General features: G+C 58.8%; 18 protein-coding genes, 6 tRNA genes, 2 rRNA genes and 1 pseudogene (1 of these 27 cut by a window edge). 11 read left to right on the top strand and 16 right to left on the bottom strand.

Going from position 1 to position 24873, the window contains the following annotated elements:
• Window positions 1-1375: ribosomal RNA gene (locus tag ACTG27_RS14055) — 23S ribosomal RNA — on the top strand; it begins 1515 nt to the left of the window's first position.
• Between the two features lie 122 nt (window positions 1376-1497).
• Window positions 1498-1612, top strand: a 5S ribosomal RNA gene (rrf, locus tag ACTG27_RS14050).
• Window positions 1613-2239: 627 nt separating this feature from the next.
• On the opposite strand, the gene ACTG27_RS14045 is transcribed toward rrf, so the two are convergent.
• Window positions 2240-2327 (bottom strand) — tRNA-Ser (locus ACTG27_RS14045).
• Between the two features lie 197 nt (window positions 2328-2524).
• Between ACTG27_RS14045 and ACTG27_RS14040 the strand changes: the two genes are divergently transcribed.
• Window positions 2525-3274, top strand: coding sequence for a DsbA family protein (locus tag ACTG27_RS14040; RefSeq protein ID WP_139747020.1), 750 nt, complete (start codon window positions 2525-2527; stop codon window positions 3272-3274).
• Between the two features lie 295 nt (window positions 3275-3569).
• A complete protein-coding gene (locus ACTG27_RS14035) occupies window positions 3570-4472 on the top strand; it encodes a TSUP family transporter (RefSeq protein WP_439965049.1) in 903 nt (300 codons plus the stop codon).
• Here the strand turns inward: ACTG27_RS14035 and ACTG27_RS14030 are convergent.
• Complete coding sequence (locus tag ACTG27_RS14030; protein ID WP_439979843.1) at window positions 4387-5202, bottom strand: hypothetical protein; 816 nt, start codon at window positions 5200-5202, stop codon at window positions 4387-4389. The two genes, ACTG27_RS14035 and ACTG27_RS14030, sit on opposite strands and share 86 nt — an antisense overlap.
• Before the next feature lie 215 nt (window positions 5203-5417).
• Complete coding sequence (gene hemL / locus ACTG27_RS14025; RefSeq protein ID WP_439979842.1) at window positions 5418-6704, bottom strand: glutamate-1-semialdehyde 2,1-aminomutase; 1287 nt, start codon at window positions 6702-6704, stop codon at window positions 5418-5420.
• A gap of 244 nt (window positions 6705-6948) precedes the next feature.
• Here hemL and clcA point away from each other — a divergent pair, with 244 nt between their 5' ends.
• From clcA to erpA, 3 genes are all read left to right on the top strand, one after another.
• Complete coding sequence (gene clcA, locus ACTG27_RS14020) at window positions 6949-8337, top strand: H(+)/Cl(-) exchange transporter ClcA (protein ID WP_439979841.1); 1389 nt, start codon at window positions 6949-6951, stop codon at window positions 8335-8337.
• A gap of 91 nt (window positions 8338-8428) precedes the next feature.
• Window positions 8429-9124, top strand: coding sequence for a DUF6776 family protein (locus ACTG27_RS14015; protein ID WP_005343032.1), 696 nt, complete (start codon window positions 8429-8431; stop codon window positions 9122-9124).
• A gap of 87 nt (window positions 9125-9211) precedes the next feature.
• A complete protein-coding gene (gene erpA, locus ACTG27_RS14010) occupies window positions 9212-9562 on the top strand; it encodes an iron-sulfur cluster insertion protein ErpA (protein WP_005340225.1) in 351 nt (116 codons plus the stop codon).
• A gap of 138 nt (window positions 9563-9700) precedes the next feature.
• Here erpA and nhaC read toward each other — a convergent pair whose 3' ends face one another.
• A complete protein-coding gene (gene nhaC / locus ACTG27_RS14005; RefSeq protein ID WP_047438574.1) occupies window positions 9701-11110 on the bottom strand; it encodes a Na+/H+ antiporter NhaC in 1410 nt (469 codons plus the stop codon).
• 301 nt (window positions 11111-11411) lie between these two features.
• On the opposite strand from nhaC, the gene ACTG27_RS14000 reads away from it, so the two are divergent.
• Window positions 11412-11621: a hypothetical protein gene (locus ACTG27_RS14000; protein WP_005357820.1), complete on the top strand. Its 210-nt coding sequence runs from the start codon at window positions 11412-11414 to the stop codon at window positions 11619-11621.
• On the opposite strand, the gene ACTG27_RS13995 is transcribed toward ACTG27_RS14000, so the two are convergent.
• From ACTG27_RS13995 to rsmC, 9 genes and pseudogenes are all read right to left on the bottom strand, one after another.
• Window positions 11616-11888: a late competence development ComFB family protein gene (locus ACTG27_RS13995; protein ID WP_005343036.1), complete on the bottom strand. Its 273-nt coding sequence runs from the start codon at window positions 11886-11888 to the stop codon at window positions 11616-11618. The two genes, ACTG27_RS14000 and ACTG27_RS13995, sit on opposite strands and share 6 nt — an antisense overlap.
• Before the next feature lie 109 nt (window positions 11889-11997).
• A tRNA-Leu gene (locus ACTG27_RS13990) sits at window positions 11998-12083 on the bottom strand.
• Between the two features lie 71 nt (window positions 12084-12154).
• Window positions 12155-12240, bottom strand: a tRNA-Leu gene (locus ACTG27_RS13985).
• 44 nt (window positions 12241-12284) lie between these two features.
• Window positions 12285-12370, bottom strand: a tRNA-Leu gene (locus ACTG27_RS13980).
• Window positions 12371-12441: 71 nt separating this feature from the next.
• Window positions 12442-12527 (bottom strand) — tRNA-Leu (locus tag ACTG27_RS13975).
• 53 nt (window positions 12528-12580) lie between these two features.
• A tRNA-Leu gene (locus ACTG27_RS13970) sits at window positions 12581-12666 on the bottom strand.
• A 128-nt stretch (window positions 12667-12794) separates the two neighbouring features.
• Window positions 12795-14254: pseudogene (gene glgA, locus ACTG27_RS13965) on the bottom strand (glycogen synthase GlgA).
• On the bottom strand, window positions 14244-15461 hold the full coding sequence (gene glgC, locus ACTG27_RS13960) for a glucose-1-phosphate adenylyltransferase (RefSeq protein WP_323910785.1): 1218 nt from the start codon (window positions 15459-15461) through the stop codon (window positions 14244-14246). The pseudogene glgA and the gene glgC overlap by 11 nt, the downstream one beginning before the upstream one ends.
• 151 nt (window positions 15462-15612) lie before the next feature.
• Complete coding sequence (rsmC, locus tag ACTG27_RS13955; protein WP_323910787.1) at window positions 15613-16641, bottom strand: 16S rRNA (guanine(1207)-N(2))-methyltransferase RsmC; 1029 nt, start codon at window positions 16639-16641, stop codon at window positions 15613-15615.
• Between the two features lie 280 nt (window positions 16642-16921).
• Between rsmC and dapA the strand changes: the two genes are divergently transcribed.
• Window positions 16922-17794 carry a 4-hydroxy-tetrahydrodipicolinate synthase gene (gene dapA, locus ACTG27_RS13950; protein WP_439979840.1) on the top strand — a complete coding sequence of 291 codons (873 nt, stop codon included), beginning with the start codon at window positions 16922-16924 and terminating at the stop codon, window positions 17792-17794.
• Window positions 17795-17885: 91 nt separating this feature from the next.
• Here dapA and ACTG27_RS13945 read toward each other — a convergent pair whose 3' ends face one another.
• Window positions 17886-18854: a CYTH domain-containing protein gene (locus ACTG27_RS13945; protein WP_263085338.1), complete on the bottom strand. Its 969-nt coding sequence runs from the start codon at window positions 18852-18854 to the stop codon at window positions 17886-17888.
• Window positions 18855-19023: 169 nt separating this feature from the next.
• Between ACTG27_RS13945 and ACTG27_RS13940 the strand changes: the two genes are divergently transcribed.
• Together ACTG27_RS13940 and ACTG27_RS13935 are read left to right on the top strand one after the other, a co-directional pair.
• A complete protein-coding gene (locus tag ACTG27_RS13940; protein ID WP_005340244.1) occupies window positions 19024-19704 on the top strand; it encodes a TIGR00153 family protein in 681 nt (226 codons plus the stop codon).
• A 25-nt stretch (window positions 19705-19729) separates the two neighbouring features.
• A complete protein-coding gene (locus ACTG27_RS13935; RefSeq protein ID WP_005343043.1) occupies window positions 19730-20995 on the top strand; it encodes an inorganic phosphate transporter in 1266 nt (421 codons plus the stop codon).
• 91 nt (window positions 20996-21086) lie between these two features.
• Here ACTG27_RS13935 and ACTG27_RS13930 read toward each other — a convergent pair whose 3' ends face one another.
• Entirely contained in the window at window positions 21087-23540 is a 2454-nt protein-coding gene (locus ACTG27_RS13930) for a bifunctional aspartate kinase/homoserine dehydrogenase II (protein WP_439979839.1), read from the bottom strand.
• On the bottom strand, window positions 23540-24712 hold the full coding sequence (gene metB / locus ACTG27_RS13925) for a cystathionine gamma-synthase (protein ID WP_439979837.1): 1173 nt from the start codon (window positions 24710-24712) through the stop codon (window positions 23540-23542). Before metB ends, ACTG27_RS13930 begins: the two co-directional genes overlap by 1 nt.
• Between the last annotated feature and the right edge of the window lie 161 nt (window positions 24713-24873).

Here is a 24873-nt window from a genome sequence, read left to right as displayed (position 1 = left end):
CACACTACGGTGTGGAAGCCATTGATGCCCTGCTTCCAGGAAAAGCCTCTAAGCTTCAGATTACAAGTCATCGTACCCCAAACCGACACAGGTGGTCGGGTAGAGAATACCAAGGCGCTTGAGAGAACTCGGGTGAAGGAACTAGGCAAAATAGAACCGTAACTTCGGGAGAAGGTTCGCTCTTGACAGTGAAGTCCCTTGCGGATGGAGCAGTTGGGAGTCGCAGTGACCAGATGGCTGGGACTGTTTATCAAAAACACAGCACTCTGCAAACACGAAAGTGGACGTATAGGGTGTGACACCTGCCCGGTGCCGGAAGGTTAATTGATGGGGTTAGCGCAAGCGAAGCTCTTGATCGAAGCCCCGGTAAACGGCGGCCGTAACTATAACGGTCCTAAGGTAGCGAAATTCCTTGTCGGGTAAGTTCCGACCTGCACGAATGGTGTAACCATGGCCATGCTGTCTCCACCCGAGACTCAGTGAAATCGAATTCGCCGTGAAGATGCGGTGTACCCGCGGCTAGACGGAAAGACCCCGTGAACCTTTACTACAGCTTGGCACTGAACATTGAACCTACATGTGTAGGATAGGTGGGAGGCTTTGAAGGCGTGACGCCAGTTGCGCTGGAGCCGTCCTTGAAATACCACCCTTGTATGTTTGATGTTCTAACGCAGGGCCCTGAATCGGGCTCGCGGACAGTGCCTGGTGGGTAGTTTGACTGGGGCGGTCTCCTCCCAAAGAGTAACGGAGGAGCACGAAGGTTGGCTAATCCTGGTCGGACATCAGGAGGTTAGTGCAATGGCATAAGCCAGCTTAACTGCGAGACGGACAGGTCGAGCAGGTACGAAAGTAGGTCATAGTGATCCGGTGGTTCTGAATGGAAGGGCCATCGCTCAACGGATAAAAGGTACTCCGGGGATAACAGGCTGATACCGCCCAAGAGTTCATATCGACGGCGGTGTTTGGCACCTCGATGTCGGCTCATCACATCCTGGGGCTGAAGTCGGTCCCAAGGGTATGGCTGTTCGCCATTTAAAGTGGTACGCGAGCTGGGTTCAGAACGTCGTGAGACAGTTCGGTCCCTATCTGCCGTGGGCGTTGGATGATTGAAGGGAGTTGCTCCTAGTACGAGAGGACCGGAGTGAACGAACCTCTGGTGTTCGGGTTGTCACGCCAGTGGCACTGCCCGGTAGCTAAGTTCGGAATCGATAACCGCTGAAAGCATCTAAGCGGGAAGCGAGCCCTGAGATGAGTCATCCCTGACCCCTTGAGGGTCCTAAAGGGCCGTTGGAGACCACAACGTTGATAGGTGGGGTGTGTAAGCGCGGCGACGTGTTGAGCTAACCCATACTAATTACCCGTGAGGCTTAACCATACAACACCCAAGAAGTGTTCTAAGGCTTGTAACAGATACCAAGCGAACTACTCAAATTCAGTGATAGTGACAAGCCAAGCGCAACATCACTACTCACGTCAGCTTTCTAGATTAAGAATTTGCCTGGCGGCCATAGCGCCGTGGAACCACCTGATCCCATGCCGAACTCAGAAGTGAAACGCGGTAGCGCCGATGGTAGTGTGGCATTCGCCATGCGAGAGTAGGACACTGCCAGGCACCCAATACAAGAAACCCCGCTCATCGAGCGGGGTTTTTTATTGCCTGCAATTCAGTAAGTCACCTGATAATTGACCCATCTTATCTCTTCTCCTCTGTTCTTATTGTTACTCGACGCTGTTTTCAGGTTCCACAAATAGCCTGATGTTCCGCTTGGTACTCTTTCTTCGCTGAACCGCTGTCGCTTTGTACGGTGGCTCTGGCGTCGTCATATCCCGTGCATCCCATGATCGCCTATACGTCATGCTCTCTTGCTTGGGATCTCTGCTTCCTGAGTTAGCCGTCCCCTCTTTTTAAGCCGCAACCCCATCATCCCTGCTTTTCTGTGACTGTGTTAACCGACCCTTACTGTATTCCGAAGAGGGGTTATTGGCGGTAGCAACATGCTGGAGCTGTGGTCGCTGCATTGGGTCGCTGTTGTTTGGGGTAGTAAGGAAATGGGAAGGGATGTGCGCAGGAACTCAGAGGTTCGATGTTGGTAGGTGATCTTGTGGCAGCTATTTAGCTCGCAGGTGAGAAGATCAAGAAAGGAGTTGAAGAAGACTAATGTGTTGAGATCTATGAGGAGTGGCAAATAGCAGGCAAATAAAAAGCCCACGCAACATGGTTGCATGGGCTCGGTATGAATGGCGGAGGAGGTGGGATTTGAACCCACGGATGGTCGCCCATCGCCGGTTTTCAAGACCGGTGCATTCAGCCGCTCTGCCACCCCTCCGCAGCAGTGCGGAGAATATTACCATGCTGATCCGGCTTGTAAATCCCCGTCCGGTTTGATTGCTGGTTAATTGCGCGAAATGACATGAAAAAGTGGCAGTCAGGGCGCATCAAGCGCTTTTTTGGCCAGATAACTTGACTTGAAAACAGACTCAACCACTATAGTGGCCTCTATCATATCCTCTGCAAGATAACGTTATGACTATTAAAAATGCCCTCTTTTGCGCGCTGGCTGGTGTGACCCTGCTGGCGACGCCGGTACATGCAAGCGAGCTGACCAAAAGCGATGTCGAGCAAATCGTTCGCGACTATCTGGTCAAGAATCCCGAGATCCTGGTCGAGATGTCCAATGCCCTGCGTGCCAAGCAGGAGAGCCAGCAGGCCGAGAGTGACAAGGCGCTGATCAAGGCTCACTCCAAGCAGCTTTATGCCAATCAGGATCCCGAGATGGGGAATCCGAAGGCGTCGCTGACCATTGTGGAGTTTTTCGATTACAACTGTGGTTACTGCAAACGGGCCCATCCGCTGGTCAAGCAGCTGATGTCGGAAGATAAAGACATCCGGTACATCTACAAGCAGTTCCCCATTCTGAGCGAGTCCTCCTACTTCGCAGCTCGTGCTGCGCTGGCGGTCCAGCTGGGTCAGCCTGACAAGTACCAGGCGTTCCACGAGAAGCTCTATAGCCATCAGGGCCCGCTCGCTGATGAAGCACAGGTCAAGCAGTTGGCAGTGGCGGCCGGTGTTGACTGGAGCAAGGTGGAAGCGAAGATCAAGGATGGCAACATTGACCAGAACCTCGGTACCAACCGTGCGCTGGCTGAAGCGCTCGGTATCTCTGGTACCCCGGCCTTCATCATCGGTGATCAGATCCTGCGCGGTGCCCCCCGTGATCTGGCCAGCCTGAAGGGGTTTATCAAGGACGTGCGTGCCGGCAAGAGCATTCAATAAGCAGTTGCCATGGTCGAGGGCCCTGCGCCCTGGCCTGATACAGAAAGAGGGTCGGTATCACTACCGGCCCTCTTTTTTATTATGTCCTTTGGCACAAGTGGTCGTCGCGAAAGGACCATAACAACGTGCTCAGGACCCGGCCTGTTGGCCTCAGTAACAAGTATTAGCAGAGTCGTCGGAGTCTATTGATAAATATTTCGCCTCGCAGAGGCGTGTCGTGAGCATTGCTTAATTCCGGTCAAGATTTTTTCTGCTGCTTGCCTTAGAATCGCCGCCCGTTGCAGGAGAAACCCCTATGTTAGTTGATATTTTACGGCTGGTTTTTATAGCCGGAGGCCTCGTATTCATCTTTATGCTGGTGCAAGCCTGCTGGCGGAAGAAGCAGAGTGGATCCTTTGAGGCGACCCCCTTCTGGCCGGTGGCGTTGATCGGTGGGGTTGCCAACTTTCTCGATACCCTGGGGGTGGGCAGCTTTGCGGTAAAGACCGCCTGCTACAAGCAGTTCAAGCTGATCGATGATCGGGTGCTGCCGGGTACCCTAAATGGGCAGTGCGTGCTGCCAACCGTGACTCAGTCGCTGATCTTCGTCGGTGCAGTCGCAGTGGAGCCGCTGACGCTGATCAGCATGATGATGGCCGCCGCAGCGGGCGCAGCCTGGGGGGCTCGCCATGTGGCTTCGTTTGATCGGCAGACCATCCGGCTGGTGATGGCCATCTCCTTGCTGGTCGTCGCAGGGCTTATCTTTGCCGGTCTGCTGGGTCTTTTCCCTGTAGGCGGCGATGCGATGGGGCTCAGCGGCTACAAGTTGGCGATTGCCCTGCTTGGCAATTTCATCTTCGGGGTGCTGATGAATGTCGGTATCGGCCTGTTTGCCCCCTGCATGACGTTGGTTTATCTGCTGGGGATGAATCCGCTGGCGGCGTTTCCGATCATGATGGGCTCCACCGCCGTGCTCAGCGTCTTCTCCGCAGGCACCTTTATCCGCAAAGGGGCGTTTGATGCCAAAGCCGTGCTGGCGGTGGCCATCTTCGGCCCCATTGGTGTGGTGCTGGCTGCCATGCTGGTCAAATCCATGGATATGGAGATGCTGAAGTGGCTGGTTGCCTTTATCGTCATCTATACCTCCTGGACCATGTACGCTTCCTGGCGGGCGGCGCGTCGCTCCCTTGTGCAGCTGACGGTGGAGAGCGCAGGCTAGCCTGTACCAGTGCCGCTTCGGCCTTGGCCCCCAGAAAAACATAGAGGCCAAGCGCCAGCAGCAAACCCACCGCACACCCCATCACTCCGACCGCTGGCCAGAGCAGCTCGTTCTGGCCGAGCGAGCCTTTGAACAGCAGCAACAGCCCCTCGATGGAGACCGCGATCAGAATAGCGGCGATAAAGCGGGTGATGGTGCGGCGAATGGCGCTGTGGCGGAAGATATCCTTATGCAGCAGTACCTCCTCTTCCAGAATGGTCTTGCCCAGATCGAACACTGCCAGTGCCAGCGTCAGGAAGATGATGGCGCTAAAGGCGCCGAGCTGGTTCTGCTGCTCGCCGCACAATAGCTGGTAAAGCTGCTCCAGCCCGTGCCAGATGAGCGTCGCGACGATCAAAAACAGCGCCATGCTGAGCACCACATAGACCGCCTTGAACCAGGGCATGGCGCGGCGGCGCTCCCTGTCTCCCATCAACCAGCCAATCAGATGATTCAGACAGACGGTGATCTCTCGTCCTTGCCCCTGCACGATAAGGTGCAACCGGTTATGGGCGACCGGTGCCGCAGGCTGGATGCACATCGGCCCCTGATAGTGGTCAATGCTGACGACAAAGGGATACCCCTTGAGCGAGACAAGGGGGGCGCTGAGCAGCCCCTGCAGTAGCGGGGTCAACTCATCCTGATACTCCTGATAGCGCCGCAGCACATCGATGGGGCTCATCTCTGCCATATGGACCTCGGTGACGTGGGCTCTTGTGGTGAATGTGCAAATAGTGGGCCTGCTTTATGACAGGGATGGCGGGGCAAGTTGCACCAGAGAATGACAAATCGGTGGATGACGGGGGTAATGCACCAGAAATGGGCGTATTGCCGCCCTGTGTGGTGATGGAGTCTCTGTAATAGAAAAGGGCCCATGACGGGCCCTTTGCGACAACCAGCGGCGATTTAGCCAGCCAGCTTGGCGAAGCTGCGCTCGGCGGCGGCCAGGGTGTGTTCAATCTCCTTGTCGCCGTGAGCCAGCGACAGGAAGCCCGCCTCGTAGGCGCTCGGCGCCAGATAGACGCCCTCTTCCAGCATCAGATGATAGAAGCGCTTGAAGCGTTCCATATCGCAGCGAGTAACCTGCTCGTAGCGGGTGATTTCGGGCTCGTCGGTGAAGAAGAAGCCGAACATGCCGCCCACATAGTTGATGGCGAGCGTGATACCGTGTTTGGCGGCGGCCGCTTTCAGCCCTTCTGCAACCCGCGCAGTCTTGGCGCTCAGCTGCTCATAGAGACCCGGCTCCAGCAGCAGATCCAGCATGGTCAGACCGGCTGCCATGGCCACCGGGTTACCGGAGAGGGTACCCGCCTGATAGACAGGGCCGGTCGGTGCGATGTGTTGCATCACCTTCTTCTTGCCGCCGAAGGCGCCCACCGGCATGCCGGCACCGATGATCTTGCCAAGAGTGGTGAGATCCGGGTCGATGTTGTAGTGACCCTGGGCACCGCGCAAGGAGACGCGGAAGCCTGTCATCACTTCGTCCAGGATCAGCAGGGCTCCGAACTCGTCACAGATGGCGCGCAGCCCTTCCAGGAAGCCGGGGACCGGCGGGATGCAGTTCATGTTGCCTGCGACCGGCTCGACGATGATACAGGCGATTTCGCTGCCGTACTGGGTGAAGGCTTCACGCACCGAATCCAGATCGTTGAAGACGCAGGTCAGGGTGTGCTTGGCGAAATCGGCCGGAACGCCCGGGCTGTTGGGCTGACCCAGGGTCAGGGCGCCGGAACCTGCCTTGACCAGCAGGGAGTCGGCGTGGCCGTGGTAGCAACCCTCGAATTTGACGATCTTGTCGCGGCCGGTGTAGCCACGGGCCAGACGGATGGCACTCATGGTGGCTTCGGTGCCGGAGTTGACCATCCGCACCTGCTCCATGGAGGGGACAATCTGGCGGACTTTCTCGGCCATCAGCACTTCGATCTCGGTCGGTGCGCCGTAGCTCAGCCCTTTCTCAACGGCCTTAATGACGGCGGCCTTGATGGCCGGGTGGTTGTGACCCAGCAGCATGGGCCCCCAGGAGCCGATGTAATCCACGTAGGCCTGACCATCCACATCATAGAGATAGGCGCCATCGGCGTGATCGATGAAGCGGGGCGTGCCGCCGACCCCATTGAAGGCGCGGACCGGTGAGTTGACGCCACCCGGAATGGTCTGGCGGGCCTGTTCAAACAGCTGATCTGATTTTGACATGGATCATCCTTAATGGGATTTTGGTCGTCACACAAGGGATTGCAGCCGATTGAGACTCGGCAGGCCGGAGCATCAGGAGTATGCTTTGCGCTCTCGCCACCCGGACTCTCGGTCTGCTCCCGTGACAAAAATTTAACGGGCCGACTATAGCAGAAAGCCCCAGCCCTGGGCAGCCGAGCAACGCGCCGGGTGATCCTGATCTCAGCTAGCTGACGATATGGTTTTTCCAAGTTGGTGTAACAAGATGGCGCAACAAGCTCTCTCCTCTGAAGCCGATACCTCTTCGCGGGGGCCGCTTTCCCGCATTATCCTGCAAGACAAGATGCCCTTGCTGGTGCTGCTGCTGGCGGCGCTGGTCGGCACCCTGGCCGGACTGGTGTGCGGCCTGTTCGAATCGGGTGTCCACTGGCTGGCAGAGCAACGCATCGCGTTGCTGGCCGACCGTCCCTGGTGGCAGCTCGGTCTGCTTGGCTTTGGCTTCAGCGCCTTGTTGGGATTTGTCGGCTACTTCCTCACTCATACCTTTGCCCCCGAGGCTGGCGGCTCCGGCATTCCCGAGATCGAGGGGGCGATGGACGATCTGCGCCCTGTTCGGTGGTGGCGGGTGTTGCCGGTCAAGTTCTTCGGCGGCATCTGCACCCTGAGTTCCGGCATGGTGCTGGGGCGGGAGGGGCCTTCGGTACAGATCGGCGGCAACCTCGGCAAGATGGTGGCGGATATCTTCCGGCTGCCCAAGGAGCATGGCCATGCCCTGTTGGCCGCCGGTGCGGCGGGCGGTCTGGCGGCAGCCTTCAATGCGCCGTTGGCAGGCATTCTGTTCGTGATGGAGGAGATGCGGCCGCAGTTTCGCTACTCCTTTCTGGCCATCAAGGCGGTGGGGATCTCCGCCATCATGGCGACCTTGATGTTGCAGAACATGAAAGGGCAGGGGGCGGTGATCACCTTGCCTCACTACGATGCGCCAGCCCTCAAGGCGCTCTGGCTGTTCCTTTTTATGGGAGCCACCTTCGGGGTGCTCGGTTTTGTCTTCAACAAGTTGGTGCTGGCCTGTCAGGATGGCTATCTGGCGTTGCACCAGAACAAGCGCCACCGTTTTGTGGCCATCGGCATGCTGGTCGCCGGAACGTTTGGCGTGCTGTCGCTGTTTGCTCCCGCGGTGACGGGGGGCGGCACCGAGCTTATTCCCCATCTGATGGGGGATGAGTATGCGATGGCGACCCTGTTCCTCATCTTTTCGGTGCGGCTGGTCGCGACCCTCATCTGCTTCTGCTCCGGTGCCCCGGGCGGGGTGTTTGCGCCGACCCTGGCGTTGGGCACCTTGTTTGGCGTTGTGTTTGGCCATCTGTTTCATGCGGCGTTTCCGGAGCTTGGCATCGAGCCCGGCGCCTTTGCCATCGCCGGAATGGGGGCGCTGTTTGCTGCCACCGTGCGTGCCCCCATCACCGGTATCGTGCTGGTCACCGAGATGACCGACAACTATCAGCTGATTTTGCCGATGATGATCACCACGGTCGGTGCGACTCTGGTTGCCCAGTGGCTGGGTGGCCGGCCCATCTATTCCCAGATCCTGGAGCGAACTTTACGGCTCGCCGCGCGTCAAAAGCGGGGTGATGGCAGCGCCACGGCAAGTTAATTTTTCCCTTTATCGCCTTTGGCCCCGGTCAGGGCGGTATAGTGAAGGGAGAGGCGCTGCCGTAAATGGCGTGATAACGGGATGAGGGGCTATGTCCAATCTATTGAAGTTATTGGTCGTGTTAGCCGTTGGCGGGCTCATCGGTTACTTTGTCGGGAACCGTCAGGAGCTGGCTCAGAGCAGTCTGTTGGTGGTACAGCAGGAGACGCTGGATCGTCAGGGCAAGGCCATCGGCCAGCTCAAGACCGAATTGGGGGTGAAAGATACCCAGCTGGCGACCCAGAAAGCGGCCTTCGAGCAGTTGCAGACCACCCTGAAGAGTCAGGAGGCGCAGGTGCAGGAGCTCAAGCGCCAGCTGGCCTTTTTCGAGCGGATCATGCGCCCCACCGGCGAACAGGTGGGGGTGGTGATCGACAACCTGACCCTGCAGGAGACCAGCATTCCCGGTCGCTACCACTACCGTCTCGCCCTGACCCAGCCTGCCAAAAAGCGGGAGCTGTTTCGTGGTCAGGTGCAGATCCGGGTCGAGGGGAGCCTGGCTGACAAGCCGAAGACGCTAACCGGCCGCGATCTCGGGATGAAGGTGAGCGAGTGGCGCTATGCCCTGCGTTATTTCCAGCTGCTGGAAGGGAATTGGCAGTTGCCGGAAGGCTTTGTGCCGGATCGGATCCGTGTCACCATCAACAAGGATGGCAGGCAACCGGCGCAAGAGCTGCTGGTTGAGTGGGGTGAGGTGATCAAGCCGCTGGTCGCCGCACCGCCTGCTCCGGTTCCCGCGGCCGGTTAAACGTGGTGAATACTTGAACTGAATGGTCGGGTATTGGATAATTTCGCGGTTTCCATGTTTGTGGATCTAATGGTTGTGAGGTCAGTAATGAGTGCAGTAGCAGAAGCCCCGCTGCCCATCCAGATGACGGATGCGGCGGCCAACAAGGTGAAGAACCTGATCACCGAGGAAGAGAATCCCGAGCTGAAGCTGCGGGTATACATCACGGGTGGGGGCTGCTCCGGTTTCCAGTATGGCTTTACCTTTGATGAGAAGATCAACGACGGGGACACCGTAGTCGAGAAGAATGGCGTCACCATGGTGATCGATCCCATGAGCCTGCAATATCTGGTAGGCGGCAGTGTGGATTACACCGAGGGTCTGGAAGGTTCACGTTTCACCGTGACCAACCCCAATGCCACCACGACCTGTGGCTGTGGCTCCAGCTTCTCCATCTGATCGGCATATCGGTCTGATGAAACGGCTCTCGGCAACGAGGGCTGTTTTTGTTTGTGGTGATCAGTTAGCTCCATCAAACAGCATTTCTCTGAAACAACATAGGCGCCTCGATGGCGCCTATGTTGTTTGCAGGATGGCTTAGCGGGAGCTTGCCGCCGCGACCAGCGGGACCCGGTTCACTGCCTTGCCCATGTAGGCGAGGGTGATGGTCACAATGATGCAGGTGAAGCTCAGCCACATGTAGGGCAGGTAGTCGAGGGTTGCCACCCCCAGAACCCCGGCCATGAAGATGCCGTTGTCGCTCCAGGGCACCATGCCGCAGGTGAGGGTGCCGCCAAACTCGGCGTTGCGAGAGAGGTTCTTGCGCGCCAGTCCCAGTCGGTCGTAGTTCTTGGCCATGATCTTGGGGGTCAGGATCAGCGACACATACATTGCCGAGCCAAACACGTTGGCCAGAAACGCGGTGCCGATGGTGTGGCTGGTCAGGCTGCCGACGCTGTTGATGCGCTTCTCGAAGGCGCTGGCGATCACTTCCAGAATACCGACCTTCTCCAGCAGGCCGCCAAACCCGAGACCGAAGATTATGACCGCAACCGAGCCCAGCATGGACTCCATGCCGCCGCGACCTAGAATGTTGTCGATAAAATCGATGCCGGAGGTGATGGCAAAAGGACTATAAGCCGAGTGCATCGCCTTGACCGGATCCATGCCCTGGAAGGCGATGGCCCAGATCAGGCCCAGCAGGGCACCGAAGCTGATCACCGGGAAGGCGGGCTTGCGATTGGCCAACAGGCCCAGCACCAGCACCACCGGCACTATGGCCAGCGGGGTGATATTGAACTGGTTGTCGAGAGCCTCCATCACCAGATTGACCTGCTCCAGGCTGACGTTGCCCGAATACTGCATGCCCACCACGGTGAATAGCACGGCGGTGATGACATAGGAGAGCAGGCTGATAGGCAGCATCCCCTTGATGTGTTCCACCACGTCGACGTTGGACATGGTCGAAGCCAGCACTACTGAGTCGGAGAGCGGAGAGAGCTTGTCACCAAAATAGACGCCGGAGAGCACGGCACCGGCTACCAGCGGCGCAGGCACGCCGAGGCTGTGGCCGATCCCCATCATGGCGATACCGGCGGTGGCGGCAGAGCCCCAGGAGGTGCCGGTGGCCAGCGAGGTCAGGGAGCAGATGATCAGGGTTGCCAGCAGGAAGATGGACGGGTGAATCACCTTGAGGCCGAAGTAGATGATGCTGGGGACTATGCCACCAGCAATCCAGGTGCCGACCAGAGCACCGACGGAGACCAGGATAAGGATGGCCCCCATCCCCTTGGCAACGCCGTCAACGGCAGCCTGCTCCAGGGATTTGTAATCGTGGCCGAGTTTGATGCCAAGCCCCATGATGACGAACCAGGCGATGAACAGCGCCAGCTGGATCGGCAGATCGAGCACGCTGGTGAACGAGAATGCCAGGGCCAGGAAAATGGCCAGACAGGCAAACACCTGTGCCATGCCCGGTAGTCGGATGTGGTTTTGTTGGTTTTGCATAGATACTTCCTAAACTCTTGCTCGCCAAGGTCACTCCCTCTCGTCCTGTGGATACATCAATCCCGAGGAGGCAACCCAAAAAGAGGCCGCAATCTACCACAAACCCGACGGGTTAAAGCCCCATCAAATTGGCAAAAATGCACATTTGATTGAAAAAATCACAAATTAGTTGATCTCATAACCCGTTTTTGAGCGGCCTGTTGACACAAAGGGTCACATACGAAGCTTGCTCGTGACGCTACTTGCATCCCCAGTAGATGAATATGATAATTATTATCAATTGTTGATTGGGGAGAAAACAATGCGCTGGATATTGCGGGGGATGATGTTGCTGGTGGCGGTGGCCGTACTCGCATGGGGTCAGGATAAAGAGTACGGCACCTGGAGTGCCGGTTTTCTGCTGGCTGCTTGGGTGATGCTGGAGCCCGGATTGCGGCCCGCCTTGATCTTGCTGCCAGTGGCCGGGTTGACCGGTATCGTCACCCTGCTCTGGCAGCAGCCCTGGTTATGAGCTTTTGACGGGAGCCTGCTTGATCTTCTGCTGTGCCACCTTGAGCGATTCGACCACCAGCTTCTCCATTTCGGTGCGCTTGGCGTCGGTCAGGAAGTAGATCATGTCGACATTGTGGCGAATATAGTGGGCCGGAAGCTGGTTGAGAGTAAGGCAGCAGAGGTCGGCCATCTGATCGCTGTTGAGCTTTTGCTGCAGCCCCTGTTTCTCAATCTCCTTGAGCACCAGATGTTCGTAAAAGTTGTGAATGTCGGTATCCAGTATCATATGCGTTCCTTGGCATGACGATGAGCGGGGAGTCGTCAAAAGCATAGCCATAACAAGGAGTAAAAACAAAAGGCCCATCACTTTCGTGATGGGCCTTTTGCGTAATGAATGGTGCGAAGAGAGGGACTCGAACCCTCACATCCGTGGGACACTAACACCTGAAGCTAGCGCGTCTACCAATTCCGCCACCTTCGCACACTGATTTTCTCCAGCTGGTTTTTAAATGCGGTTGGAGCGCATTGCTCTGTGTTTACATGTCAGAATCATGGTGCGAAGAGAGGGACTCGAACCCTCACACCCGGGGGGCACTAACACCTGAAGCTAGCGCGTCTACCAATTCCGCCACCTTCGCACATTGTGTTACCAGTTTTGATTTACATGCTGTCTGGAGAAGCATGGTGCGAAGAGAGGGACTCGAACCCTCACATCCGTGGGACACTAACACCTGAAGCTAGCGCGTCTACCAATTCCGCCACCTTCGCACACTGATTTTCTCCAGCTGGTTTTTAAATGCGGTTGGAGCGCATTGCTCTGTGTTTACATGTCAGAATCATGGTGCGAAGAGAGGGACTCGAACCCTCACACCCGGGGGGCACTAACACCTGAAGCTAGCGCGTCTACCAATTCCGCCACCTTCGCACATTCGGGTTTTCTAGTTGGATTTACATGCTGCTGAATCAGCATGGCAGTATTGGTGCGAAGAGAGGGACTCGAACCCTCACATCCGTGGGACACTAACACCTGAAGCTAGCGCGTCTACCAATTCCGCCACCTTCGCATCACTGCGGAGGGGGATTCTATAGAGTTTTGGGGGAGCGTCAACAGCCAAAGGGGACTTTTTTCGCTGTTGACGCCCAAAGTGGCGCCAAGGGTACAAAACTTCAGCAATCAGCTGACGTTTGGCGTTCAGTAACGGCCCAATGCGCTCTGATACATCCGTTCATACTGGGTGACCGAGTCAGGCCAGTTGAAGCGGGTGCTCATGGCATTGCGCTGTACCTTGGTAAAACGCTCTTTGTCCTGCAGGAAATAGAGCAGGCTGCGGCGCATGGTATCGAGCAGGATGGCGGCAGTCGGATCGTTGAAGCAGAAGCCGGTGGCATGCTCGGGATCGGCATCCCAATCCACCACGGTATCTTTCAGACCACCCACGGCGCGCACCAGTGGCAGGGTGCCATAGGCGAGACTGTACATCTGGTTGAGGCCGCAAGGCTCGAACAGCGAGGGCATCAGGAAGAAGTCGGCACCGGCTTCGACCAGATGAGCCAGTCGATCGTCATAGGTGTTGATGAAGGCGAGCTTGCCCGGATAATCCCGGGCCATGGTTTGCAGTTGCGTGGCGAGCGCAGGATCGCCAGAGCCGACGATCACCACTTGTACCTGATGGTGGAGGAATTTCTCCAGCGCAGGGAGCAGCAGGGGACGCCCTTCTGCTCGGTCAGGCGGCAAACCATGCCGTAGATGGGCAAGTCCGCTACGGCCAGCCCCGCTTCCTGCTGCAGGCTCTGTTTGCAGATCTGTTTGCCAGCCATGTTGTCGATGCTGTAGGTCGCAGGCAGGAATTCGTCGAACTCCGGATCCCAGTCCTTGTAGTCGCAGCCGTTGAGGATGCCGCAGAGATCCGCCGCCCGTTGCTGGAAGATATGCGCCATGCCGTGGGCGCCGAGGTGAGTCAGCAGCTCCTGGGCATAGTTGGGGCTGACCGCATTGATTTTGTCGGCGTAAAGCACCCCGCACTTGAGCAGATTGACATGACCGTAGTCGTAGTTGATGCGGCGTTCGTAGTCGGCGATCTCGGGCATGGCCCAGAACTGCTCGCGGCCAAACACCCCCTGAAACGCCGCGTTGTGAATGCTGATCACGCTGCGGGTCTGCTGGAAGAAGGGGTTGTGGGCGTGACGGGTTTTCAGCAGCAGTGGCAGCAGGCCGGTGTGCCAGTCATTGCAGTGGGCGATATCCGGAGCAAAGCCAAGCTGCTCGCAGGCATGGAGGGCTGCGGCCGAGAAGAAGGCAAAGCGCTCTCCATTATCCGGATAGGCCTGATTGTTCTCGGCGTAGAGCTGGGGACGATCGAAATATTGCGGGCAGTCGAGCAGATAGACGCAGACGCCATCCAGCTCCATCTGGTAGATGCGATAACCGATATCCGGCAGCCCGGGGTGGGTTGGCAGCCAGCGTGACGCCACCAGTCTGGCCTCATCCCGTCGCTTTATCGTTTTGTAGAAGGGGAGCATGATCCTGACATCATGCCCCTTCTGGGCCAGGTACATCGGCAGGGCTCTGGCGACATCGGCCAGGCCCCCGGTCTTGACCAGCCCCTCAACTTCCGAGGCAACAAACAGGATTTTCAGTGGGTTAATAGCCAACTCTTGCTCCCTTAGGTACCACCACGATACCGCCTTCGGATACGGTAAATCGCTCTCTATCGTGGTCCAGATTTTCACCGATAACGGTGCCGGGCGCAATTTCAACATTTTTATCTATAATCGCGCGCCGGATGGAGCACCCTTCACCAATCTTCACGTCCCCCAGCAGCACGGATTCACTGATATGGCTGCACGCGCCGATATTGCAGCGGAAACCGAGGATGGATCGCTGGATCTGGCTGCCCTGAATGAAGCAACCGGCGGAGATCAGCGAGTTGGCGATCTTCACCTTGCACTCGTCGCTGTCGATGAAGGTAGCAGGCGGCAGCGCCGGATAGTGGGTGTGCAGGGGCCACTTGCGGTTATAGAGAGAGAAGGGGGGATTGTCGGCCACCAGGTCCATGTGCGCTTGCCAGTAAGAGTCGAGGGTGCCCACATCCCGCCAGTAGACGTACGGTTTCTCGCCGGGGATGACGTTGGTGCTGTAGTCATAGACATAGACGGGGGCACGTGGGTAGAGGCTCGGGATCACATCCTTGCCAAAGTCGTGGCTGGAGTTCTCCTCGGCGGCATCCCGCTTCAACTCGCGGCAGAGGGCATCGGTCTCGAAGATGTAGTTTCCCATGGAGACCAGCGCCTGGGTCGGATCGCCGGGAATGTGCTTGGGCTGCTTTGGTTTTTCCTGAAAGCCGATCATCCGCCCTTCGGTATCCACCTCGATCACCCCGAAGGCGCTCGCTTCTTCGATGGGCATGCGAAGTGCCGCGACCGTCATGGCGGCGTTCTTCTGCTTGTGGAAGGTGACCATCTGGCTCACATCCATCTTGTAGATGTGGTCGGAGCCGAAGATGCAGACGTGATCCGGTTCGGCTCGCTCGATAAAACCGAGGTTCTGGTAGATAGCATCGGCGGTGCCGTCATACCAGCGTTTGCCCATCCGCATCTGGGCCGGGATGGGATCGATAAAGCGGTCGGTGATGCCGACGATATTCCACCCCTTCTTCATGTGCAGGTAGAGGGACTGTGATTTGAATTGGGTCAGTACATAGATGCGCAGAAAGTCGGCGTTGACGAAGTTGTTGAGGACAAAGTCGATCAGCCGGTAGCTGCCACCAAAGGGGACGGAAGGCTTGCTGCGGGTAGTGGTCAGAGGCTGCAGGCGAGTACCTTCGCCACCAGCCAGGATCATGGTCAATATGCCTGCCATCGTATTTCTCTCCCTGAATTAACAACATGAAAAGGTTTTCAATGTTCGGTATAAAAACACCCCTAAAGGGGTGGTTTTTATCGTGTGTTTAATACCTTATCAGATGCCGGATGGCGCTCTCTAGCTGTTTTATTGTGCTGCTTACACTTATTTACATTTTGCTCAGATAGACCTTGAATTTGGCATCACTGCTGATCACTTCAGTCCGTTTGAAGTGTGTCTCCAGTATAGGCTGGTAGCGCAAGAAGGCGTTGGCAACAATGGTCAGCGAACCATTTGGCAGCAAAAATTCCGGCGCCTTGGCCAGGAACTGCTCGGTTGCCGCATAGAAGGTTTTGAGACCCGCATGGAATGGCGGGTTGGAGACGATGTGCTGGAAACGGATGGAGACATCCGAATAGACATCGGAAGCGGTGACCTTGCCCTGCAGACCGTTGATCGCCAGGGTGCGGCGGCTCGATTCGAGCGCCAGCGCGCTGATATCCACCATGTTGACCCGCAGATCCGGATTGCGCTTGGCCAGCACGGACCCAATCACCCCGGCGCCGCAGCCAAAATCGAGCAGTTCGCCCTTCATCGGCGGTACGGCGGCTAGCAGCATCTGGGTGCCGAGATCCAGCTCGGCGGCGCTGAAGACGCCGGGCAGCGCCAGCACGGTCAGTTCGGTATCACCGGCCTTGCACTGATAGCGGCCAAACCAGCTATCCAGATCGAACGGGGCGACCGGTTTGCAGAGCTCACCATGATAGAGGGAGCAGCGGCGGGCCGAATCGCGCTTGATCGGCTTTTCGCCATAGGGGACCAGTAGCTTGTCGGCGCCATTGATGCCGCCGCGGTTTTCACCGGCCAGGAACAGATCGGCACCCGCTTCCAGCAAGGGGGTCATCATGGCCAGCAGATATTGTGCCTCGGCCTTGGCCTTGGGCATCAGCAGTAACAGGGCATCGAAGCGCGGGGCGCCGCCGAGCTGGTGGTCGAACAGGATAGCTTCGCCGAGGGCGGCCTGCTGGCTGCGGTAGTAGCAGTAATCGGTGGTAAAGACGGTCAGGGTCCGGGCCAGGCTCACCAGCTGGCGGGGGTAGTCATCCTCCAGCGCGCCACAGACAAGTAGCCGCTTGCCGACAAAGAGGGCTTGGTTTCGTTCCAGCATCTGGCTGACGGCACTGATTGGGCTGCTCATCGGGTCTCTCCACGCAATTTTGGGCGGCCATTATACATAGCCCCTTTCGCCTTGACATTTATGCCGTGTTCCCGAAATATGCCCAGACACCATTTTTTGACCAGAGATGACGAAATGCGGTTCAACGGGTTGAAACGAAAGCACAAAAAAAGCCTGAAATTCGGGCCTGCCGACGTTCGCGCGTAACCTCTCATCCCTGAGAAGCTTCAAACCCCGGTTGCGCACATCGTACCGGGGTTTTTTATTGCCATATGCGCGTCATTTAGGAGAAGGAGATCCCATGTTTCAAGGTTCAATCGTTGCGTTGATCACCCCGTTTCGACAGGGAAAGCTGGATGAAGAGGCGCTGCTGCGTCTGGTGGAGTGGCATATCGAACAGGGCACTCACGGCATTGTGCCGGTGGGTACCACGGGGGAAAGTCCGACCCTGACCCACGACGAGCATTGCCGGGTGGTGGAGCTGGTGGTCAAACAGGTCGCTGGCCGTATTCCGGTGATTGCCGGAGCGGGCTCCAACAATCCGGTCGAAGCCATCGAGTACACCCTCCATGCCGAGCGGGTGGGGGCTGATGCCACTCTGCATGTAGCCGGTTACTACAACCGTCCCAATCAGGAGGGGCTCTACCACCACTTCAAGGCGGTACACGATGCCACCGCCAAGCAGATCATCGTCTACAACATTCCGCCGCGTGCCATCGTCGACGTGCAGCCGGCGACCCTGGCCCGTCTGGCCGAGCTGCCGCGCATTGCCGGGGTGAAAGACGCGACTGGCGATCTGGCGCGCCCCTGGACCGAACGCCAGCTGATCAAAAAGCCTTTCGCCTGGCTCTCCGGTGAGGATGCCACTGCGGTTGCTTACAACATCGGCGGTGGTCAGGGTTGTATCTCGGTGACCGCTAACGTCGCGCCCAAGCTGGTAGCCGAGGTGCAGAACCTCACGCTGGCGGGCAAGTGGCAAGAAGCGCGTAAGCTGCAAGACCGGCTGATTCCGCTCCATCAGGCGATGTTTGCCGAGCCGAGCCCGGCTGGTGCCAAGTATGCCGCCTCTCTGCTCGGTTTCTGCAGCGAGGAGTGCCGCCTGCCGGTGATGCCGCTGTCGGAAGCGACCCGCCAGCGCATTCGCAACGCCATGCAGCAGCTCAACCTGCTGTAGTGCAAAACGGGTGAGCCAAGGCTCACCCGTTTTGTTTTCGGCTTTTGTTTCTGGCCTTTATTTTCGACCTTTAGTACCGGTATGGCCACGCTCAGGCTGCGTGATGCAGCCAGGCGGCGATGGCCAGCTGCAACTCGACATACGCCGGATAGAGGAAGAGCTCGGCCAGCTCGGCAGGCCACTCGTTTTGCTCGCCCGATTGGGCTTGCAGATGGGCGTGCAGGCTGGACAATGCTGGCAGCCATGGCGCTGGCTGTGGCTGCGCGGCCGCACTGCGGGCGACCAGATCGATCCCCTGGCACAGGGCCGCGAGTGCCTGCTGTTGAATGCCTTTATCCTGAGGATGCTCCAGCCAGAGCTGCTCGTGATGCTGCCAGTGACGCAGCCCCTCGCTTACCCCCGTTATGCCATCCATACCTTCATGTTCGACCAGCGCCTGCAGGGCCAGCGGTTTGCCAAGACCAGCCAGTCGATAGCCGCGCTGGGCCTTGGATTGGGCGCCGAGGCGCAGCCCGCCGATCCTGGCGAGGCGCCGGGCCAGTGCAAACAGCGCCGCGGTCGCGCCGGATTTGAGCTCCAGTTCCAGCTCGTTGATGGTGGTGCTGCCCTGACTGCCGACGATCTCTCCCTGATCCCAGGCCAGTTCAATCTCGGCCCCCTCGAAGGCGATCAGCCAATGGCGGCGCAGGAAGTCGGTACGAAACTGGGCGACCAGTTGCTGCTGAATGTGGTCGCGCTCGCTCAGGGTCGGCCAAATCTCATCGGGAAAGGCCGAGAGGGTCGGCAGATCGCCGCTCACGGGAGCGTTGTACTCGGGTCTGGCGTGCAGGCCGCCCACCACCTGACCGCGGCATTTGATGGTCTGCTCGGCGAAGGCGTCGCAGCGGCGAATGCGCAGCCCCATGTCCAGACGACGCAGGGCAAGGGTCGGCGTATCGAAATAGACGTTGCCGAGCTGCTGTTGTGACGATTCTTTAATCTCAAGAGAATTCAGCAGGTTGGATAACTCGGGTTGAATGTCGCGGGCGACAAAAAACTTTATCTCGATCTCAGTTTGCATAGTCATTCCGGGCTGGCAGGCAACTTTGGGGGGCAGGATTCGGGTCGCGGGGATATAATGCCCGCGAGACGACTAGATTAATTCGCGGTTTAATTGAGGGCGCAGTTCGGTTACCATGCGCGCCTCATAAAATCGTATCGAGTGTTTTTTCACCGACACAGGTTTGGCCATGCCAGTAAATACTATTTTGGGGCTTTTTGCCAAGTCCCCCATCAAGCCGCTGCAGAAGCATATCGTCAAGGTTCACCAGTGCTCCCAGCAGTTGGTTCCCTTCTTTGACGCCGTTGCCGAAGACCGTTGGGAAGATGCCGAGAAGATCCGGCAGCAGATCGCCCAACTGGAAAAAGAGGCAGATACCCTCAAGCGTGAAATCCGTCTGAAACTGCCTCGCGGCCTGTTCCTGCCGGTTGCACGTACCGACCTGCTGGAGCTGTTGACCCAGCAAGACAAGATTGCCAACCGTGCCAAGGATATCTCCGGCCGCATGCTTGGCCGTCGCATGGAGTTCCCCGCCGAAATGCGGACGGATTTCATGGCTTACCTCAAACGTTGTATTGATGCGACCGCTCAGGCCGAGAAAGCGATCGGGGAGCTCGACGAGCTGCTCGAGACCGGCTTCAAAGGACGGGAAGTGGAAATGGTTGCCGAGATGATCCACCAGCTGGATCTGATCGAGGACGATACAGACACCATGCAGATCGGACTGCGCCAACAGCTGCAAGCGGTTGAGCACAATTACAATCCGATCGATGTGATGTTCCTTTACAAGATCCTCGAATGGGTAGGTGACCTGGCAGATCAGGCTGAGCGCGTAGGCGCCCGTCTGGAACTGATGCTGGCTCGTTCGTAATCGACTGACTGGGTAAACACTACTAATGGACATTATCGCGAATTACGGCACCACTCTGGTGCTCGTGGCGGCCTTGTTCGGCTTTTTGATGGCTTGGGGCATTGGCGCGAATGACGTGGCCAACGCCATGGGGACATCGGTCGGCACCAAATCCCTGACCATTCGTCAGGCGATCATCATTGCCATGATCTTCGAATTTGCCGGTGCCTATCTGGCCGGTGGCGAAGTGACGGCCACCATCCGTAACGGCATCATCGACAGCAATGCGTTTGTCGATAGCCCGGACCTGCTGGTGCTCGGCATGATCGCCTCCCTGCTGGCGGCCGGCGCCTGGTTGATCCTCGCCTCCTACTTCGGCTGGCCTGTTTCCACCACTCACTCCATCATCGGCGCCATCGTCGGTTTTGCGGTGGTGAGCATTGGCCCGGAAGCGGTGCAGTGGAGCAAGTTTGGCGGCATCGTCGGCTCCTGGGTCATCACCCCGGCCATCTCAGGTGTCATCGCCTACTTCATGTTCATCAGCGTGCAGAAGCTTATCTTCAACACCGATGACCCCCTGAACAACGCCAAGCGCTATGTGCCGTTCTACATGTTCCTGACTGCGCTGGTGATCTGTCTGGTGACCATCAAGAAGGGGCTGACCCACGTCGGTCTGCACCTGAGCGATGGCGAGGGCATTCTGCTCTCCATCGCCATCTCCATCGCAGTGGCGTTTGCCGGCTGGATCTACATTCGCGGCCAGAAGTACAACCCGCAGGATGACAGCAAGATGCACTTCGCCAACGTGGAGAAGGTGTTCGGCATCCTGATGGTGATCACTGCCTGTGCCATGGCCTTTGCCCACGGCTCTAACGACGTGGCCAACGCCATTGGCCCGCTCTCTGCGGTGGCCTCTATCGTGGCTTCCGGTGGCGAGATTTCCAGTCAGGCAGCCATTGCCTGGTGGATCCTGCCGCTGGGCGGTATCGGTATCGTGATCGGTCTGGCGACCATGGGCGAGAAGGTGATGGCGACGGTCGGTACCGGTATCACTCACCTGACCCCGAGCCGTGGTTTTGCTGCCCAGCTGGCCACTGCCGCGACCGTAGTGATCGCCTCCGGTACCGGTCTGCCCATCTCCACCACCCAGACCCTGGTCGGTGCTGTGATGGGTGTCGGTCTGGCGCGCGGCATTGCGGCGCTGAACCTGGGGGTACTGCGCAACATCGTGGTCTCCTGGATCATCACTCTGCCTGCCGGTGCCATCCTGGCTATCGCGATCTTCTACGTGCTGCAGGCCTGCTTCTCCTAATCGAAGCGGCATTCAGCAAAAAGCCCGAGTCATTGACTCGGGCTTTTTTATTGTGCGCGGGAGAGAGGTGCTGCTCCCTTTGCAATCAGCCTTAGAGGCTGGCGCAGATCTGCCACAGATCGTACTGGATAGCGGCGGCTGTCACTTCCCGACCCGCCCCCGGTCCCTGGATCACCAGCGGGTTGGTGCGGTAGCTGTCGCTCTCGATGGCGAAGATGTTGTCGCACGGCAAGAGGTTCGCAAACGGGTGATGGGGCTCCAGCGCCTCCAGTCCGACCCGCGCCTTGCCGTCATGCTCGAAGCGGGCCACGTAGCGCAGTACCTTGCCGAGGCGCTTGGCTCCTTCGAAGGCGGTCTGGATCGGGCCATCCAGCTCTTTCAGTCTGTCCATGAACTGATCGGCGGTCACCTTGCGCAGCGTGACGGGCACCAGATTCTCCAGCTCGATATCGGCGGAGTCGAGCTCGAAGCCCGCTTCCCGCGCCAGAATAAGCAGCTTGCGCCGCACATCCTGACCGGAGAGATCCTCGCGGGGATCCGGTTCGGTCAGGCCGTGCTGCCACGCCTCGTCCACCAGCTCGGAGAAGGGGCGGGTGCCGTCATACTGCTGGAACAGCCAGGAGAGGGTGCCGGAGAAGATGCCGGAGACCCCCTGAATGCGGTCGCCGCTCTGGCGCAGCATCTGGATGCTGGACTGGATCGGCAGCCCGGCTCCCACGGTGGCGTTGTAGCGCCACTGCACCTGATGGTCGCGACAGGTTTGCTTGATGCGCTGGTAGAACTCGCTGTCGGCGGCACCGGCAAACTTGTTGGCGGCGATGATATGAATGCCGAGCTGGGCAAAATCCGGATAGTAGCGGCTCACCGTTTCGCTGGCGGTCATGTCCAGCGCAACCAGCGCATCGAAGCCGTGCTGTTCAAGCTGGGAGAGCAACTCCGGCCAGATCAGCGGCTTGGGATTGAAGTTGTCCTGTACCTTGAGGGGGTTGAGTCCCTCTTCATCCAGCAGGCCCCCTTCCGAGCTGAACACCCCGTAGAGGGTGAGCGCCAGATTGAGCTCATGTTCGAGCCGTGCCTTTTCACGGGCGTAGAGGCTGAGCCAGTGGCCGCCGATATTGCCCTTGCCGAACACCACCAGTCCGACCCGGGTCGGGCGGCTGAACAGGGCGCTGTGCAGGGCGATGAGCAGCGGCTCCAGCACCACTTGGCGCAGCACCGCCACCAGACTCAGGCCATCTCTGGCCACCTGTACGAACTCCAGCGGTTGATCTGCCAGTAGCTGATAGAAGCGGTGGCACTGCTCCGCGTTATCGGTGACACCGGCCCCCACCAGCGCCACCAGACTGTACCCCTCTTTCTGAATGAGGCCGGTGAAGCTCCCTTGCAGCTGGAAGTCGCGCAGCAGCTCGAAGGCGCCCTGTGCTACCTCAAGGGTGTAGGCGAGGCGCAGGATCCGGCGATCCGGCTGGCGCTGCAGGGTGAGCGGGTTGAGACGGTGACGGGCCAGATGGGCCTCGATGGTGGCCACCGTCTGCTCATAGTTGGTTTGCGGCAGCACCTTCAGCTCGATGAGGGCGATCTGATCCACCGAGGAGACGATGCGGGCGCCACCGGAGCGGGGGGCGCGGCGCAGGATGTGGGTACAGCCCTCGTCCGGGTTGTAGCTGCAGCGCAAAGTGAGGCGCTGGCGGCTGTCGGCCACCGGTTGCAGGGTGCGCGAGTGCAATACCGAGGAGCCAAGACGGGCCAGCTCGTTCGCTTCCGCGAGGCTCAGGCGCTCCAGCAGACGCGCCTCCTTCACCCGACGCGGGTCGGCGCTGTAGACCCCGGCCACATCGCTCCAGATGGTGGTGGATTCGCCGTCCGCCAGCAGTGCCAACAGGCTGGCGCTGTAGTCGGATCCGTTGCGACCGAGCAGCAGGGAGCGCCCCTCCATGTCGGCGGCAATAAAGCCGGTCACCACGATGCGACCGGCATGCTCCGCCAGTCGCGCCTTGAGCAGTTCGCTGGAGAGGGCGGTATCCACCTTGACCAGAGCGCCATCCTCGGCGCGCAGGAAACTGCGGGCATCGAGCCAGATAGCCTTGTCGCCTCGGCTGGTGAGCAGGGCCGCCAGCAGGCGCGCCGACCACACTTCGCCAAAAGCGAGCAGGCCGTTGCGGGCGAAGCGATCAAACTGCCCTTCAAGCGTTTTGGCTATCAGTTGCATGTCGTCGGCCAGCTGCTTGCTCAGATCAAGCTGTAGCTCGCCCTCCAGCAGGCCGTCGATCAGGCTCTGCTGATAGGCCTGCAGGGCCGAGATGGCTTCACCGGCGGCTTCGTCCCCCGCTTCGGCCAGCTCCACCAGCTGGATCAGCCGGTTGGTGGTCTTGCCGGCGGCGGAGACCACGATCAGTTCATCCCCGCCCACCTGTTGTTCAACGATACTGGCGACCCGGCGATAACAGACCGGATCCGCCAGACTGCTGCCACCAAATTTGTGGACGTGACGTCGCTTCAATCCTGCTTCTGCTGCCACCGCGATCTCTCCTTGCTGCTGTTCCATTACTTCGCTACCTGTTTTGCCTGCTGCGCCTGTTCAAAAGCCTGAGCCAGATCGGCCACCAGGTCTTCACCGTGTTCAATACCGACCGACAACCGCAGCAGTTGGGCGCTGATGCCTGCTGCCTGCTGCGCCGCCGGGGTCATGGCCCTGTGGGTCATGCTGCCCGGATGGGCCACCAGACTCTCCACCCCGCCGAGGGACTCGGCCACCGAGAAGAGGGTGAGGGCCGCGAGGAAGGCGCGAATGCCTGCCTCGCTGCAATCGAGTTCAAAACTTAGCATGGCGCCGAAGCCGGACTGTTGACGGCGCGCAATATCGTGGCCCGGATGGCTCGGCAGGCTGGGGTGATAGATGCGTTTCACCAGCGGCTGCTGTTGCAGGAAGGCGAGGATGCGATCGGTATTCTCCTGATGGGTGCGCAATCTGGGGGCCAGAGTGCGCAGGCCGCGCAGGGTGAGGTAGGAGTCGAACGCCCCGGAGGTGAGCCCCAGACAGTTGGCCCACCACACCAGCGACTCGGCCAGTGCGGCCTCCTTGGCGATCGCCACTCCGCCCACCACGTCGGAGTGACCGTTGATGTACTTGGTGGTGGAGTGCACCACCACGTCGGCACCGAGGGCCAGGGGTTGTTGCAGCAGGGGGGAGAGGAAGGTGTTGTCCACCACCACCTGCGCACCCACCTCGTGGGCGGCGCTGGCGATGGCGCTGATATCCACCACCCGCAGCAGCGGGTTGGAGGGGGTCTCGACCCATACCAGCGCTGGCTTTTGCGCCAGTGCGGCGGCCAGTGCGGCCTCGTCACCCTGATCGACAAACTGCACCCGGTAGTGGCCCTTGGCCGCCAGATACTCGAACAGGCGCCAGGTGCCGCCGTAGCAGTCGTGGGGGGCGAGCAGCAGATCCCCCGCCTTGAGCAGTGCTGTGGTGACCAGATGGACGGCGCCCATGCCGGTGCCGGTGACCACGGCGCCAGCGCCTCCTTCCAGCGCCGCCAGCGCGTCCGCCAGATTGGTGCGGGTCGGATTGCCGGAGCGGGCATAATCGTATTGACGGGGCTCGCCAAAGTCGGCAAAGGTGTAGTTGCTGGAGAGGTAGATGGGGGGCACCACGGCACCGTGTTGCTGGTCTGTCTCAATCCCGGTGCGAACCGCCAGGGTGGCCTTGTGGGTCATATCACTCTCCTTGATGTCTCTTCACACGCCGGCATCTTGCTGCCACACGCCATCCCGCCATTGCGGGCTCATGGTCAACCACACTACGCCAGCTTAAAAAAGCCGTCAACACTTCCAGACGTCTAAATGGCTTTGCTGTTGGATTGCCATTAATTTCCTTA

The sequence above is a fragment of the Aeromonas sp. 97A genome (assembly GCF_051919185.1).
GTDB classification, from domain to species: Bacteria; Pseudomonadota; Gammaproteobacteria; order Enterobacterales; family Aeromonadaceae; genus Aeromonas; species Aeromonas veronii.
Note: the sequence above shows the minus strand (reverse complement) of the source record. Positions and strands in the feature narration are given on the sequence as shown.